This window comes from Marinobacter sp. R17 (assembly GCF_003789045.1).
In the GTDB taxonomy this organism is placed as follows: Bacteria; Pseudomonadota; Gammaproteobacteria; order Pseudomonadales; family Oleiphilaceae; genus Marinobacter_A; species Marinobacter_A mangrovi.
The window spans coordinates 32068-47665 of record NZ_RHGZ01000003.1; the positions used below are offsets into that span (position 1 = coordinate 32068).

General features: G+C 58.8%; 12 protein-coding genes and 1 tRNA gene. 3 read left to right on the forward strand and 10 right to left on the reverse strand.

Translation table 11 applies throughout. From position 1 onward, the window contains the following. The first annotated feature begins 16 nt into the window (after positions 1-16). On the forward strand, positions 17-901 hold the full coding sequence (locus tag EB809_RS03420) for an NAD(P)-dependent oxidoreductase (RefSeq protein WP_123633410.1): 885 nt from the start codon (positions 17-19) through the stop codon (positions 899-901). A 74-nt stretch (positions 902-975) separates the two neighbouring features. Here the strand turns inward: EB809_RS03420 and topA are convergent, their stop codons facing one another. From topA to fadB, 3 genes are all read right to left on the reverse strand, one after another. After that, on the reverse strand, positions 976-3624 hold the full coding sequence (gene topA / locus EB809_RS03425; RefSeq protein ID WP_123633411.1) for a type I DNA topoisomerase: 2649 nt from the start codon (positions 3622-3624) through the stop codon (positions 976-978). A gap of 330 nt (positions 3625-3954) precedes the next feature. Further along, complete coding sequence (gene fadA / locus EB809_RS03430; RefSeq protein ID WP_123633412.1) at positions 3955-5130, reverse strand: acetyl-CoA C-acyltransferase FadA; 1176 nt, start codon at positions 5128-5130, stop codon at positions 3955-3957. Between the two features lie 33 nt (positions 5131-5163). After that, a complete protein-coding gene (gene fadB, locus EB809_RS03435) occupies positions 5164-7311 on the reverse strand; it encodes a fatty acid oxidation complex subunit alpha FadB (RefSeq protein ID WP_123633413.1) in 2148 nt (715 codons plus the stop codon). Positions 7312-7871: 560 nt separating this feature from the next. Between fadB and EB809_RS03440 the strand changes: the two genes are divergently transcribed. Beyond that, a complete protein-coding gene (locus EB809_RS03440; protein ID WP_123633414.1) occupies positions 7872-8726 on the forward strand; it encodes a hypothetical protein in 855 nt (284 codons plus the stop codon). A gap of 20 nt (positions 8727-8746) precedes the next feature. Here EB809_RS03440 and EB809_RS03445 read toward each other — a convergent pair whose 3' ends face one another. Then, entirely contained in the window at positions 8747-9196 is a 450-nt protein-coding gene (locus EB809_RS03445) for a hypothetical protein (RefSeq protein WP_123633415.1), read from the reverse strand. 109 nt (positions 9197-9305) lie between these two features. On the opposite strand from EB809_RS03445, the gene EB809_RS03450 reads away from it, so the two are divergent. Next, complete coding sequence (locus tag EB809_RS03450; protein ID WP_123633416.1) at positions 9306-9737, forward strand: universal stress protein; 432 nt, start codon at positions 9306-9308, stop codon at positions 9735-9737. Positions 9738-9764: 27 nt separating this feature from the next. Here the strand turns inward: EB809_RS03450 and EB809_RS03455 are convergent, their stop codons facing one another. The 6 genes from EB809_RS03455 to EB809_RS03480 all read right to left on the reverse strand — a co-directional run bounded on the left by EB809_RS03455 (position 9765) and on the right by EB809_RS03480 (position 15522). Continuing rightward, positions 9765-10451: a DUF6901 family protein gene (locus EB809_RS03455; RefSeq protein WP_123633417.1), complete on the reverse strand. Its 687-nt coding sequence runs from the start codon at positions 10449-10451 to the stop codon at positions 9765-9767. Between the two features lie 159 nt (positions 10452-10610). After that, complete coding sequence (abc-f, locus tag EB809_RS03460; protein ID WP_123633418.1) at positions 10611-12521, reverse strand: ribosomal protection-like ABC-F family protein; 1911 nt, start codon at positions 12519-12521, stop codon at positions 10611-10613. Positions 12522-12524: 3 nt separating this feature from the next. Continuing rightward, positions 12525-13337, reverse strand: a complete 813-nt coding sequence (locus tag EB809_RS03465; RefSeq protein WP_223807799.1) for an MOSC domain-containing protein — start codon at positions 13335-13337, stop codon at positions 12525-12527. Between the two features lie 102 nt (positions 13338-13439). Then, positions 13440-13515 (reverse strand) — tRNA-Gly (locus tag EB809_RS03470). 422 nt (positions 13516-13937) lie between these two features. Next, positions 13938-14708: a TetR/AcrR family transcriptional regulator gene (locus EB809_RS03475; RefSeq protein WP_123633419.1), complete on the reverse strand. Its 771-nt coding sequence runs from the start codon at positions 14706-14708 to the stop codon at positions 13938-13940. Positions 14709-14916: 208 nt separating this feature from the next. Further along, the gene (locus EB809_RS03480) at positions 14917-15522 is read right to left on the reverse strand and encodes a DUF924 family protein (protein WP_123633420.1); all 606 of its coding nucleotides are present in this window, start codon (positions 15520-15522) and stop codon (positions 14917-14919) included. Positions 15523-15598: the final 76 nt, after the last annotated feature.

Sequence of the window (15598 nt, forward strand, 5' to 3'; positions counted from 1 at the left end):
ATCAGGAGGCAGAATTATGTCCAGCAAGGTGACTTTTATCGGACTGGGTGTCATGGGCTACCCGATGGCCGGGCACCTGGCCAAGGCCGGATACGACGTGACCGTATTCAATCGTACGCCCGCCAAAGCAGACGAATGGACCCGGGAATACACCGGCAAGGCCTGTGAACGGATTGCCGAGGCGGTGTCCGAAGCGAATTTCGTGATGACCTGCGTCGGCGCCGATCCGGACCTTCGCGACGTGTACCTGGGTGTCGACGGCATCATCGCCAACGCGCCCACCCAAGCCATCCTGATCGATCACACCACGGTATCGGCCGGCGTGACCACTGAAATCGCCCAGGCCGCCTCAGAGCGTGGCCAGTCGTTTATTGATGCCCCGGTGTCCGGTGGCCAGCAAGGCGCTGAAAACGGCAAGCTGACGGTCATGTGCGGCGCAGAACAGACGGCCTTCGACCGCGCCAAGCCCCTGATGGACGTTTATGGCAAGGCCGTCACCCGGATGGGTGAGCCCGGCAAAGGCCAGCTCACCAAGATGGTCAACCAGATTGCCATTGCCGGTCTGGTTCAGGGGCTGTCGGAATGCCTGTATTTTGCGGAAAAATCCGGCCTGGACCAGCGCCAGGTGATCGACGTCATCTCGCAGGGGGCCGCGCAGTCCTGGCAGATGGAAAACCGGGCCGACACGATGATTGCCGGCGAATACGATCACGGTTTCGCCGTTAACTGGATGCGCAAAGACCTCAATATCTGCCTGACCGAAGCCCGTGAACGAGGCGTCACACTGCCTGTCACCGCCCTTGTGGATCAGTTCTATGCCGATGTACAGAGCATGGGCGGCGAGCGCTGGGATACATCCAGCCTGTTGGCCCGCCTTCGCAAGCTGGGCGGCCTGCAATAAGCGGCGACCGACTTGATCCAGAGCAACAAAAAAGGGCCCCAAGGGGCCCTTTTTCAGCTCTGCGTTGCGCTCAATCAGGATTTTTTGTCCTTTGGCTGCCACTTGCCGTTGGAGTAAAAGGCACTCCAACCGGTCGCCTTGCCGTCCTTTTCGCTCATCACGTACTGCTCCTTGGTCTTGCGGCTGTAGCGAATCACCGTCGGATTGCCTTCCGGATCCTTTTCCGGCGCGTCCATCAGGAAGCCGTATTTCGGATCGATTTCATCCCGGTGTGGCTTGATTTCCTGGACCAGTGGCGCGCGGGTTTCCCGGTTTTTGGGGAATTTGCTTGCCGCCAGGAACAGCCCGGATGCGCCGTCTCGCAGTACGTAGGTATCGTCCACCTTTTCGCACTTGAGCTCCGGCATCGGGACCGGATCCATTTTGGGAGGCGCCGGCTCGCCATTGCGCAACAACTTCCGCGTGTTCTTGCACTCGCTGTTGGTGCAGCCGAAATACTTGCCGAAACGGCCGGTCTTGAGCTGCATCTCGGAGCCGCACTTGTCGCATTCCAGCGTCGGACCGTCGTACCCCTTGATGCGGAACGTGCCTTCTTCCACCTCATATCCGGAACAATCCGGATTATTACCGCAGACGTGCAGCTTACGCTTTTCGTCGATCAGGTAGCTGTCCATGGCGGTGCCGCACTTCGGACAACGACGTTTCTTGCGCAGCAGGAGGCTCTCACCCTCGCCTTCCACATCGTCGTCGGCACTGACCACCTCGTCACCGGACACCAGGTTGATCGTCGTCTTGCACCGCTCCTTCGGCGGCAGGCTGTATCCTGAGCAGCCCAGGAAAACGCCGGTACTGGCCACCCGGATCTGCATCGGACGTGAGCAACTGGGGCACGGAATGTCGGTTTCCGTCGGCGTATTGCCGCGCATTCCGCCCTGCTCGGCATCGCCGCCGGCCTCTTCCAACTGCTGCCGGAAGCGACCATAGAAGCCGTTCAGCACCTTCTTCCAGTCGATCTCGCCGGAGGCGATCTCATCCAGCTCTTCTTCCAGCCGGGCGGTGAAATCGTAGTCCATCAGGTTCTCGAACGACTCCGACAGACGGTCCGTGACGATGTCGCCCATCTTCTCCGAGTAGAACCGGCGATTCTGCAGGCAGACATAGCCCCGGTCCTGGATCGTCGAAATAATCGAGGCGTACGTCGACGGGCGCCCGATACCGCGCTTCTCCAGCTCTTTCACCAGACTCGCTTCCGTGTAACGGGGCGATGGCTTGGTAAAGTGCTGGGTCGGATCCAGCTTGGCCAGGTCCAGCACGTCATCCACCTTGATGTCCGGCAAGGCCACGTCTTCGTCCTTCTTGGAGGACTGGGGTGCGGCCTTGAGGAAACCGTCGAAGCGAATGATGCGACCGCGGGTGCGCAGCTCGTAGCCGCCGGCGTCGATGCTGATGGAGGTGCTGGTAAACTCGGCATCGGCCATCTGACAGGCGATAAACTGTCGCCAGATCAGGTCGTAGAGCCGTTCAGCGTCCTTCTCAAGCCCCTTGATGTCGGTCGGGCGCCGCTTCACATCCGTGGGGCGAATCGCCTCGTGCGCTTCCTGGGCGCCTTCCTTGCTGCCGTAGACCCGCGGCTTCTCCGGCAGGTATTTCTCGCCGAACTGGTCGCCGATGTAGTCCCGCACGCTGGCGATGGCGTCCTGACTCAGGTTGGTGGAGTCGGTACGCATGTAGGTAATGAAACCCGCTTCGTACAGGCGCTGGGCCAACATCATGGTCTTCTTGACGCTGAAACCCATGCGGTTACTGGCCGCCTGCTGCAGCGTGGACGTGATAAACGGCGCGCTGGGCCGCGAGCGGGTCGGCTTGTCTTCCCGCTTGGCCACCCGGAAGTCCGAGGCCTTCAGCTTGTCGACGTGCGCCTGGGTTTCTTTTTCGCTGGTCGGGCGGAAGGCTTTGTTGCTATCGTCCCGGGTCACTTCGAACCGGACCGGCTTTTGTTCGCCTTGAGCCTTCAGATCCGCATGCACCTGCCAGTACTCTTCCGGCACGAAGGTGCGAATCTCGCGCTCGCGCTCGACGATCAGGCGTACGGCAACGGACTGTACCCGGCCGGCCGACAGTCCGCGGGCCAGCTTGCTCCACAGCAGCGGCGAAACCATGTAACCCACGACGCGATCCAGGAACCGGCGCGCCTGCTGGGCATTGACGCGATCGCGATCGAGTTGCCCCGGCTCCTTGAACGCCTCCTGGATGGCGCGTTTGGTGATCTCGTTGAACACCACGCGCCGGTATTTGTCAGGCTCGCCGCCAATGGTTTCCTGCAGGTGCCAGGCAATCGCCTCCCCCTCGCGGTCCAAATCCGTTGCGAGATAGACGCGATCGGCGGATTTGGCCAGGCGTTTCAGTTCGCTGACGACCTTCTCTTTTCCCGGCAGAACCTGGTAATTGGCTTCCCAGTCCTTGTCCGGATCAACGCCCATGCGGTTGACAAGCTGTTCGCGCGATTTACGCTTCTTGTACTCCGCCTTTTCCTCGGGGTTCATCTTTCGCGTCTGCGCGGCCTGGCGCGCACGCTCTTTCGGGTCCGTCTGGCTACCACTTCCACTGACCGGAAGATCGCGAATATGACCCACGCTGGACTTCACCACATAATCGGAGCCCAGGTACTTGTTGATGGTTTTCGCTTTTGCCGGTGACTCGACAATGACGAGACTTTTGCCCATATCGGAATCAGTTTCCTCGAATGGCAGCCGGATACCGGAAACGGCCGCCTCACAATCTGGATTTGAGAAACACTGAACAGGTGTCAGCACAACACTGCCGGCAGAACAGCTCTTCAGTGCATCTCAATACTGGCTATAAATCAGGCTGCTAGCGCCTTCAGGCATTCGCAGGTTTTATAGGTGCTCTGTTTTACAGGGTCAAGGTGAACAGCACAACCCATGATTGGGCCGCGTTACAGGATTACAACCCAACCGAACAGGCAATCGCCCTGCCCGCCACTATAAAAAAGCCCGGCACGAGGCCGGGCTTTGTCAGTCACGCCGAGGCGATCAGACTCGCTCCCAAACGGTCGCGATACCCTGACCCAGACCGATACACATGGTGGATACCCCCAGTGTACCGCCTTTGGCCTGCATCACGTTCAGCAGCGTGGTGGAGATCCGGGCGCCGGAGCAGCCCAGCGGGTGACCCAGAGCGATCGCGCCGCCGTTCAGGTTCACCTTCTCGTCCATCACGTTCAGCAGTTTGAGATCCTTCAGGACCGGCAGCGACTGGCCAGCGAACGCTTCGTTCAGCTCCCAGAAGTCGATGTCTTCGACTTTCAGGCCAGCGCGCTTGAGCGCCTTCTTGGTGGCCGGAACCGGACCATAGCCCATGATCGCGGGATCACAGCCGGCAACCGCCATGCTACGTACCCGTGCGATCGGCTTCAGACCCAAGGCTTCTGCACGCTCCGCGGACATCAGCAGCATTGCCGAGGCACCGTCGGTCAGCTGGGACGACGTACCCGCCGTCACCGTACCGTTCTTCGGATCGAAGGCCGGACGCAGCTGGGCCAGAGACTCAGCCGTGGTTTCCGGACGAATGGTTTCGTCTTCCTCGATCAGCTTCACGAACCCGTTCTCATCGTGGCCCTGGATCGGCACGATTTCGTTCTTGAAGCGACCTTCCACCGTGGCTTCGTGGGCCAGACGGTGTGAACGGGCGCCGAACTCATCCTGCTGCTCGCGGGTGATGCCGTGCATCTTGGCCAGCATTTCCGCGGTCAGGCCCATCATGTTGGACGCCTTGGCGGAATACTTGGACGAGGCCGGGTTATGGTCGAAACCGGACGTCATCGGCACGTGGCCCATGTGCTCCACACCGCCAACCATGAACATGTCACCGTTGTTGGTCTGGATCGCCTGGGCGGCCGTGTGAATCGCCGTCATCGCTGAACCGCACAGACGGTTGACCGTCTGGGCCGCAGACTCGTGCGGAATGCGGGTCATCAGGGAAATCTGACGCGCCACGTTGAAGCCCTGCTCCTGGGTCTGGTTGACACAGCCCCAGATCACGTCTTCAACTTCTTTCGGGTTCAGGTCCGGGTTGCGATCGAAAATCGCGTCGATCAGCGCAGCCGACAGGTTTTCCGCACGTACGTTGCGGAAGCATCCGTTCTTGGCACGACCCATCGGAGTCCGCACGCAATCGACGACGACAACGTCTCTCGGATTAAGGCTCATAGATCTTTCTCCGTTCGGAAATCTCGTTCAGGGTTAGCCAAAGAACGTTTCGCCATTCTTGGCCATTTCACGCAGCTTCTCGGTCGGGTGATACAGCGGACCCAGATCTACATACTTGTCTGCCAGTTCGACGAACTTGTCGACACCCATGTCGTCGATGTAGCGCAGCGCGCCACCACGGAACGGCGGGAAACCGATGCCGTAGATCAGACCCATATCGGCATCAGCCGGGGCTTCGACGATGTTGTCTTCGAGGCAGCGGACGGTCTCCAGGCACAGCGGAATCATCATGCGGGCGATGATCTCGTCTTCCTCGAAGTCTTTCTTGCCCTGAACGACCGGCTCGATCAGCTTGTAGGTTTCTTCGTCGACGACCTTCTTTGGCTTGCCCTTCTTGTCGGTCTCGTACTTGTAGAAGCCTTTGTCGTTCTTCTGGCCGTAACGGTCGTTCTCGAACATCACGTCGATGGCGGACTTGTTCTCGTCCTTCATCCGGTCCGGGAAGCCTTCAGCCATCACTTCGTTGGCGTGCTTGGCAGTGTCCATGCCCACAACGTCCAGCAGGTACGCCGGGCCCATCGGCCAGCCAAACTTTTCCATGACCTTGTCGACTTTCTGGAAGTCGGCGCCGTCACGCACCAGGCCGGCAAAACCGCCGAAGTACGGGAACAGAACGCGGTTCACCAGGAAGCCCGGGCAGTCGTTGACGACGATCGGCGTCTTGCCCATGGCCTTGGCGTAGGCCACGGTGGTTGCAACCGCTTTGTCGCTGGTCTTCTCGCCACGGATAACCTCAACCAGCGGCATCATGTGCACCGGGTTGAAGAAGTGCATGCCGCAGAAATTTTCCGGACGCTTCAGGTTCTTGGCGAGCAGGTTGATAGAGATGGTCGATGTATTCGAGGTCAGGATGGCGTCCTCGCGAACCATTTCTTCGGTTTCGCGCAGTACTGCATCTTTCACCTTCGGGTTCTCAACGACGGCTTCAACGACCAGATCGACGTTCTTGAAATCGCCGTAGTTCAGGGTCGGCGTGATGCTGTTCAGGACATCGGCCATCTGGTCCGGCTTCATCTTGCCCTTGTCGACACGCTTGGTCAGAAGCTTCTTGGCTTCTTTCAGCCCCAAGGTAATGCCGTCCTGGTTGATGTCTTTCATGAGGATCGGCGTGCCTTTCAGCGCAGACTGGTACGCCACACCGCCACCCATGATACCGGCGCCCAGTACAGCGGCCAGGTTCACGTCATTGGCTTCTTTTTCCCACAGCTTGGCCTTCTTCTTGAGCTCCTGGTCGTTCAGGAACAGGCCAACCAGGCAGGCTGCCACGTTGGTCTTGGCCATCTTGGCAAAGCCCTTGGCTTCGACTTCGATCGCCTTGTCGCGGGTCAGGCTGGCGTGCTTCTGCATGACCTTGATCGCTTCAACCGGCGCCGGGTAGTTCTTGCCCGCCTTGCCGGCAACGAACGCCTTGGAGATCTCGAAAGCCATCATGCTTTCCATGGCGTTCAGCTTGATCTTGCCCTGCTTCTCTTCACGGCGGGCTTTGTAATCCAGCTTGCCTTCGTTGCACTGGTTGATCAGGTCGATCGCAGCGTCGACCAGTTTGTCGCCTTCCAGAACCGCATCGACGGCGCCTTCTTTGAGCGCTTTGTCCGCACGGTTCTCAGTGCCACCGGAAATCCACTCGATGGCGTAATCCACACCGATCAGGCGGGACAGGCGCACGGTGCCGCCGAAGCCCGGGAAGATACCCAGCTTCACTTCCGGCAGTCCGACTTTCGCCTTCTTGTCCATGACCCGGTAGTCGGTGGACAGGCACATTTCAAAGCCACCGCCCAGCGCCATGCCGTTGATCGCGGTCACGGTCGGGAACGGCAGGTCTTCAATGGTGTTGAACACCTGGTTGGCCTTGAGGTTGTTCGCCACCAGGTCTTCTTCGGAACCGGCGAAAAGCTCGGTAAATTCGGTGATATCAGCACCGACGATGAAGCTGTCCTTGGCACTGGTGACTACCAGCCCTTTGATGTCCTTCGAAGCCTTCAGCTTGTCAGCTGCAGCGCCCAGCTCTTCGATGGTGAGGCGATTGAACTTGTTTACCGACTCGCCTTGCAAGTCGAAGTTCAGCTGAGCGATCCCGCCTTCGATCTCTTTAACCGTGATGGCTTTACCTTCGTAAATCATCAACTGATCTCCAGTCTGTGTTTGGAACTGCACCAATGCCCCGCTCCGGAAAACCGGCGGGGCGATTCATGCAGAGAGATTTCGGTCACTGCCCGATCATTCGATCCAAAATTCATACAGTCGTTTGAATCGAGTGCGCACACGATGAAAAAAAACCGTTCGTTTGTCAATTTGTTTCTTGCCCGGCGTCCCACAGAGTCAACCTGTGGATCACCGAAACAGCGGCAGAAACGACCAGACAAATTGCGATTACAGCGGCTTAGACCACGGGCCTCAAGCGAACTGCCAAGGAGGAATCACACGTTCCTGAAAACGGGCGATTTACGGGATGTGCCAGGCTGTAAAAGCCTGTCAAAAGCGCTTGATTGGCACGCGGAGTTACTTTAGCCTCAAATTCAAACAAGCGTCCAACAGCCAACGGCAGCCTCAAACAAGCACAACGGCGCATCCAGACAACGGATTTAACGCCTCGAAATGCAAGAATCCCTGCCAGGCGCCATGGACGCAGTACAACAACAAATGACTTTACAGACAAGACAATAAGAACGGAGATCCAGCCGATGGTCTATCCCGGTAAGTGGTTCAGGGCGTCAGTGATGGCGCTGTTCGCGTGCGTCATTCCCTTCTTTTCCATCGCAGCTTCAGCCGCCGAAAACCCGCTGCTGGCCGCCTTTCACCAATTCCGCATCAGCAACTTTGCCGCACTGAACGCCTACTATCGCTTCAGTGTGAATGGCGATACCGACACCCTCAATGAAATTGTGGCCGCCATTAATGAGTCCAACAGCCAGATCAAACAGGTCGATGCGTCAGCCGGCGACATCCTGAAAGACGACCAGATCGAAAGCCTCAACACGGAGTTCGACAAGTACAAGCACCTGATGCGCCAGAACATCAATGACGTGCGCAAGAATGGTTACCCGGACCTGCGACTGGTCTCTGACATGGCCAACCAGGCCCAGGCACTGAGCAGCAAATCCGCCGAACTCTACGACATCGTCCGGACGAACAATAACGTGAAGGCTGACGAGCGTGTGGAAGCAGCCCGGGCAGCCGCTGTTTTGATGGCTCAGATGATGAGCAAATACTCAGCCCGCTCCACGTCGTCCGTCTCCCAGACATTCCAGGGGGCCGACACCGAGCAGCCGCTGGATGAGCAGGCCCACCAATTCGACGAGCAGATGTCGAAAGTGACCGAGGGACACCCCAGCGGAGAACTGCGCGCAGCGCTGAGCAGCGTGGCCTCAAAATGGGCCTTTATCCGCGGCTCCTACATCAACTACAACGACAACAACGTGTCGTTCGTGATTGATCGCTACTCCAAGGAAATTCTCAGGCAGCTGGCTGAGGCCATTGCCATGATGACGGGCACCCCGGTGCCGGAACAGGCCACGGCCCAGGCGCCCAACAGCTAACACCTCTGGCCGGGCACACCTCAGTGCCCGGCACCTTGCGACAGTTTCCGGATCCAGGAAATGGGCTTTTCCAGGTCGTCAATCGTTGCCGACTCATCCCAGACAAACCCAATCCCCCGCTGATCGGCCAGCCACCCCTTGAAGGCGCCGGACAGTTCGGGAAGCTCTTCAGCTCCCGGAATAGCACGATGGTCTTCGCCCGGCTCAATCCGACGAGGAATCAGTAGCGCCCGGCGATCAACGGCGACCTCGGCAGACCAGGGTGCCCAGTAGAGCATCAGCAGTCCACCCTGCCCCGGCTCGGCAAAGCGATCACGCACCTGGCCTTTGACGGATTCCACCTTCAGACCTTTACTCATGGCGTGATTCCGCAGGCGAACCCGGCGCCGCTCATCCGCGGTGGGCTTGACCCAGGACCAGGAACCAATCAGGAATGCGAGGATCAGGATAATTATAAGCCACTTGGTCAATGCACTATCCTTTTACAAACAACAGAAAAAATTTGACGCATATCAGTGATATCACGTCACCCGTCATCTAGATTGATGATAATACGGCAACCCGCTGAAGCGAGAGGAAATGACGATGTACAAGACCATTCTTGCTGCGATCGATCTGACGGAAGAAGCCGATCAGGTGATTACCCGCGCCAGTGAACTGGCCGGCATCCACCAGGCCGAACTGGTTCTTCTGCATGTCGTCGAGCCCGTTGGATACGCCTATGGCGGAGATATTCCTATGGATCTCACCGAGCTGCAGGAGCAGCTGGACAAGTCCGCCCGGGATCAGCTGACCGACCTCGGTCACAAACACGGCATTGAAGACAGGAACCTGCTGGTGACGGTGGGCCGGCCGGAAGCCGAAATCCACCGGGTCTGCGAGGAACGTGGCGTGGATCTGGCCGTCGTGGGCAGCCACGGCCGTCACGGCATACAGCTGCTACTGGGCTCCACCGCCAATGGCGTGCTCCACGGCGCCAAGTGCGATGTGCTTGCGGTCCGCATCAACTAGGTGCTGAAATTCCGATGTGGCGCCAACTTACGGCGCCACACCGATATCATGCTCATCCAGCTTTGCTTCGAGTTTGCGCAGCTGCGTCTCCAGTGAATAGGAAACGCTTGAGGCCATGGAAAAGAAATTCAACAACGCCTTCAGGTTGCTGTCGCCCTGACAGAACGTGTGAATCCGTTGCCAGAGCGCCTGGTTGACCAGTTGCAGTCGATGGTTGCGCTCCACCAATCCCTGCAACTCCCAATCCGGCGTCTTGTGATGGCGCTTTCCGAAATACTGCTGCAATAAATACAGCGACACGCTGCGCATGATGAATTCGTCGGTGCTGGCGAACGGCATGTGATGAACCGCCATGGCACGCAGTTCACCCAGGATCGGGCACTGGCTGGTCGCCATGATCAATCCAAGCAGCGAACGCAACGCTTCCTCCAGCGTCGTTTCCTTCTCGTAACGCCGGCGTCCGTCGTCCACGCGCACCGTCACTTTCTGGTAGGCGTTTTCATCTCGAAACGCATCCACAACCGGCAACATATCCACGGCTGCCGGGCAGTGACTGACGTCCGTTTTCTTGAGGGGGCAATTACTGCACTGACAGTGCCCAAGACGTGTCCATTCTGGCAAACCGGCGGTATCCGACGCCGGCTTCGCATCCATGTCCACCTGGAAATCCCGGGTGTCGCCTTCGCTCAGGGCAAAGGAATAGGTAACGCTCATTCAGGACCCTTTATCAACTTCTGACCATCGGGAATACCCTCGCTGAGTGTACTGGATTACGACGGCCGACAACGTGATATTTGGTTTGATTTTACAATGGCAGGTCTGGAATTATCCCCAAAATTGAACCCGGTCATCATGCGACATTCGTTGGGTGGCTCAGCCTGCCATTTCCTCCAGCTCCATCCAGCGTTCCATCGTCTGCTCCAGCTCCTGCTCCTTGGCTGCCAGGGCCTCCAACGTCTCGGAGACTTCGTCATGGGGGCGGGTATAGAAGGCCGTGTCTGACACGGTGGCCTGCAGCGATTCAATCTCACCTTCAAGCGCCGAAATGCGGTCCGGCAAGCCTTCCAGCTCCAGCTTGAGCTTGTAGCTCAGCTTGCGATTGCCGCCACCCGCAGACTTCGCCTTCGGCGATGCGGCTTTTCCGCCACCTTCCGGCTTCGGCTTTTCCGTCGGCCGTGCCGGTCGCTCCGACGGGAACACCCCGCCCTGCCGGCGCCAATCCTCGTAGCCCCCGACGTAGGAGCGCACGCGACCGGATCCATCGAGAAACAGCGTATCGGTCACCACGTTGTCGAGGAATTCACGATCGTGACTGATGACGATGACTGTGCCGCTAAACGCCACCAATTGAGATTCCAGCAACTCCAGGGTTTCCACGTCCAGATCGTTGGTGGGCTCATCCAGCACCAGGATGTTGGCCGGTTTACTGAACAGTTTGGCCAGCATCAACCGCGCCCGTTCGCCACCGGAGAAAACCCGGACGGGTGAACGCGCCCGTTCCGGTGAAAACAGGAAGTCCTGCAGATAACCCAGAACATGTTTCTGCTGACCGTTGATATCAATAAATTCCCGGCCTTCGGCCAGGTTCTCCAAAGCGTTCTGATCCGGATCCAGCTCCCCGCGCAGTTGGTCGAAGTACGCCACCGAACGGTTCGTACCGAGCCTTACCTGGCCCTCCCCAGGCTCCAGATTGCCAAGCAGCAGGCGCACCAGGGTAGTCTTGCCGGTACCGTTTTCGCCAATCAAACCCAGCTTGTCTCCACGCATGATGGTCAGGTTCAGATCCCGGATGATCGGATCCTGATCGCCATAGGCAAACGCCGCGTCCTTCGACTCGACAACCAGCTTCCCGGAACGGGCCGCGTCCTCAATCGCAAAGCTGGCGTTGCCACCGCGCTCGCGGCGTTGACGCCGCTCCTCGCGCATCGCTTTCAGGGCTCTGACGCGTCCCATGTTGCGGGTTCGGCGCGCCTTGATACCCTGACGAATCCAGGCCTCTTCCTGGCGCAACTTGCGGTCGAATTCAGCGTTCTGCCGCTCTTCTTCCTCCAGCGCCTTTTCTTTCAGATCCAGATAACGATCATAAGTGGCCGCGAAGCTGACCAATTGACCACGGTCCAGCTCTACAACCCGCGTTGCCAGCCGGCGAATAAAGGCCCGGTCGTGACTGACAAACAGCAGCGCGCCAGCGTATTGCCGAAGGGTGTCTTCAAGCCAGGCTATAGCAGGCACATCCAGATGGTTGGTCGGCTCGTCCAGCAGCAACAGGTCGGGCTCGGCCACCAGGGCCTTGGCCAGCAGCACGCGGCGCTGCCACCCGCCTGACAAAGTGGCCAGCACCCGATCCGGGTCCACGCCAAACTGCGCCAGGATGGCGCTCACCTTCTGGTCCAGGCGCCAGCCATCGAGCGCTTCCAGCTTTTCCTGGACCTGCATCAAGCGCTTCAGGCTGGCGTCGTCCGCCTGCTGGGACAGCGTGTGGAACTCCGCCAGCAATTGTCCGGTTTCCGGAAAGGCATCGGCGACCACCTCGTATGCCGTACGCTGGTCGTCCGAAGGCAGCATCTGCGGCAAGACCGCCATGACCGCACCGTCCTCAAGCCGGACGGTGCCGCCGTCCGGGGTGACCTCGCCGAGAATCACTTTCAGCAGCGTCGACTTGCCCTCCCCGTTTCGGCCCAGCAGAGAAACCCGCTCACCGCGCTCGATCATCAGGCGCGCGTCGTCCAGCAATGGGTGCAGGCCGTAGGCCAGGGAAACGCCCTCAAGGCTCAGCAATGGCATGAATCAATGATCCTCACGAAAAGCTATGTCAAATGTATCGCCGACACGAATGGTGGCCGGACCGGAGTGCACGGCGTTCACACCGAACATGACGCCGTCCGGGGTCCGCCGGAAACGGCCCAGCTCCCGCAGCGGCTGCAGGTTGTCGGAGCGGACGCCCTCGTCTGGATGAACGGTCGTCATCAGGCAGCGTGAGCAAGGTTTCACCAGATCCAGCGTAAAGTCGTCGCGGTGCAACCGGACCCACCGATCTTCGTCAAAGGCGTCGCCACCGGACACCACGATATTGGGTCGAAAACGACGCATGTCCACGGACTCGCCAATCCGTTGCGAGAGAGCCGCCAGCGATGCCGTATGGGTGATCAGAAAGGGAAACCCGTCGGCGAAGCTGACCCGCCGATCTTCCGGCACGTAGTTCCGGTCAACCGGGCGAACGCTGGATTCGGGCATATACGCCAACTCCACCCGAACGCCCAGCCAGTCGCTCAGCAACTCGGCAGGCCCCGGCTCGGCCAGTTGCGCCTTGACCCAATCCCGCCAGACCATTACTCGACGCTCGCGCTCGCTGTCGAACACCGGAACCGGGCTTTCCTGCCCCGGAATCGACAGCGTCAGAACGCCATCCTGGAGTGCAGAGTGAACCAGGGCCAATTGCGGCTGCTCGCGCTGCGTTATGAAACGCCCCTCTTCATCCACCACCATCCAGCGGCGATCGCCGGCCGGCCCGAAATCATCCAGAGTGACGGCATCCACCTCGACGCCGTGGAGGGATTTGACCGGGTAGTAGAAAAGCTGTTCAACCGTCAACTGCGCCATGATTCGGCCTCCGTGCAAAAGACGAAGAATACCAGCGGCGTGAACAAACTGTCAGTGCAGAAACGAAAAAGCCCGGCACGAGGCCGGGCTTTTTCTGGAATTTGGAGCGGGAAACGAGATTCGAACTCGCGACCCCAACCTTGGCAAGGTTGTGCTCTACCAACTGAGCTATTCCCGCTTTTCATTGGACCTGACAACCAGACCCTGAACCGGATTTTTAAGGCATCCGATCGAGCACGCTTTTTATAGTGCTCATCCCTGCCCTCGCTTTTTCAATCGCTGTGATATCAGCGATTGGCTCGGGCGTTCGCTGCGGAGCAGCTCACCCAACTGAGCTATTCACGCTTGTCTGAAAGGGCTACCCCTCTCAACGGCTGCGTATTCTACGGAATCGACCGTTTCCGTCAACCACTTTTTTGATCTTTTTTCTCGCCCAGCGATTCCAGGTAAGGCTAGAGGGAATCGGGCTCGGATGTCGACACCGATCCGATGAAACCTGAAATTGAGAATGTGCATTCGCAATGCCGTTCGGCTTCCACTCCCAGACGGCAATTCGCCATGCGATCTGGGTGGTCCCGGTCAATGAACGGTTGAACGTCGCTAATAAAGCGTGCCGTTCAGGTTGCCAGTCTCTGGCGCTGTGACGTCGCCGCCCGTTGGCGCCACGCCCATTAACATCCCAATGACCCGTTGCAGCGTTTCTTCCACGAAACTGCTGCTGAACCGCTCACGGAACAGCAGGCCATCGTACCCCATCCCCGACACCACACTGATCAGGAGCGCGGCGTCCCGGCGAGGGTGATGCGTTCCCAGGCGTTTCATGATGGATTCGACACCGTCCAGCCAGGCTTTGCGATATTCCTGGGCCAGCGGCTCCAGCCCCGGCTCCCGCATGGCTTCCGCCAGGAACGCCTGTTCCGTCAGGACCGAAGACGTGTTGTCCCGGATCTGCTGCACGAAATACCGGGCAATATAGGTCGCCAGCTCAGCCGCCAGGCGTTCCCGCCCCTGCAGGCTGTGCAGACTGCCCCGCACAAGGGCGCGGTCTATGAGGCCGTTGAGCCCACTGTAGAAAGCCTCCAGTTCGCGATTCGCCTTTTCTGCGAACAGCATGAAGGCGTCCTGGATGAGTTCTTCGATGTCCTTGAAATAATACGTTGTCGAGGCCAGGGGCACGTCCGCCAGTTTGGCAACCGGTCGGTGCTTGATCCCCCTCACGCCCTCGTGGGCGGCTATTTCCAGCGCTGCCTCCAGAATCTTGCGCCGACGGGTTTCACTTTTGGCACGCGCGGCCTTCCGACCGTGGTAGTGAATGGATTCCTGCAACGCCCCGCCGACAACAGACTCAGCACCCGGCTTGTCGTCCGTCATCACTCTGTTCCGTTCTTGCTTGTTGACTCCAGGGCCATTTTTCTTTTTTTGTGCATGCCCTGTTGATTGGATTATAGGGTAGCGTCCTGCCGGTGTTGTACGAACTGGAGACCGTTAACGATTTATTAAAGGCAACCCCATCGGCGGATGCGTGTTCCTACCACCCTATTCTGACGAAAAAATCGACAGAAAATAGTGACCGGGATCATTATTGACCGAATCGCTGCCCGCCGTCGGCCAGGTAAGCCGCCTCCGCCTCTGTGGAATGGCGCCCCAACAACGCGTTTCGATGGGGAAAACGGCCAAATTTGGCGATGAGATCCCGGTGCTGGCAGGCCGATTGATAGAAAGAAGACAAAACATCCCGCAGGCGCCCGTCCGCCGTTGCCATCAGTTGTTCGTACAGCGCCACGCCTTTTTCCTGATCCGCCAGCCTCTCCGAATGCTGCAACGGCATCAGGAAGAAACCCCGCTGGATCAAAGGCAATTGTACATCCACCCCCTTGTCCAGCCCCTCCAGGCAGCACCGACGAGCAAGGGCGTCATTGTCGAACGCCATGGCCCGGCCCCGATGGATGTTGCGTGAGAACTGGTCCAGCAACAGGATTTCCGCCAATGCGCCCGTCGCATCGCTGCGCCACTCCGACAGACCCTCCTCGGAGGCCACCAGCACCAGGGACAGGAACCGGCGCCGGATTTCCCAATCGAACGATCGACTGGACTTGAACCAGCGTTCACGATGGTGGGCATCGGGCAGACCGTCCCGATCGAGCTCACCGAACCAGAAATAAATGACTTCCTGCGCTGATAGCATCTTCATCCTCCCTACGACGCTTACCCTGCCCACATGCTCCAATCCGGCATACTATACGTAGAGCATGGGTAAACGT

What these genes read in the sequence shown, in the direction of transcription:
- EB809_RS03420 (WP_123633410.1), top strand. Translation starts at nt 17, where the DNA reads ATGTCCAGCAAGGTGACTTTTATCGGACTGGGTGTCATGGGCTACCCG.
- topA (WP_123633411.1), bottom strand. Translation starts at nt 3,624, where the DNA reads ATGGGCAAAAGTCTCGTCATTGTCGAGTCACCGGCAAAAGCGAAAACC.
- fadA (WP_123633412.1), bottom strand. Translation starts at nt 5,130, where the DNA reads ATGAGCCTTAATCCGAGAGACGTTGTCGTCGTCGATTGCGTGCGGACT.
- fadB (WP_123633413.1), bottom strand. Translation starts at nt 7,311, where the DNA reads ATGATTTACGAAGGTAAAGCCATCACGGTTAAAGAGATCGAAGGCGGG.
- EB809_RS03440 (WP_123633414.1), top strand. Translation starts at nt 7,872, where the DNA reads ATGGTCTATCCCGGTAAGTGGTTCAGGGCGTCAGTGATGGCGCTGTTC.
- EB809_RS03450 (WP_123633416.1), top strand. Translation starts at nt 9,306, where the DNA reads ATGACGATGTACAAGACCATTCTTGCTGCGATCGATCTGACGGAAGAA.
- EB809_RS03455 (WP_123633417.1), bottom strand. Translation starts at nt 10,451, where the DNA reads ATGAGCGTTACCTATTCCTTTGCCCTGAGCGAAGGCGACACCCGGGAT.
- abc-f (WP_123633418.1), bottom strand. Translation starts at nt 12,521, where the DNA reads ATGCCATTGCTGAGCCTTGAGGGCGTTTCCCTGGCCTACGGCCTGCAC.
- EB809_RS03465 (WP_223807799.1), bottom strand. Translation starts at nt 13,337, where the DNA reads ATGGCGCAGTTGACGGTTGAACAGCTTTTCTACTACCCGGTCAAATCC.
- EB809_RS03475 (WP_123633419.1), bottom strand. Translation starts at nt 14,708, where the DNA reads ATGACGGACGACAAGCCGGGTGCTGAGTCTGTTGTCGGCGGGGCGTTG.
- EB809_RS03480 (WP_123633420.1), bottom strand. Translation starts at nt 15,522, where the DNA reads ATGCTATCAGCGCAGGAAGTCATTTATTTCTGGTTCGGTGAGCTCGAT.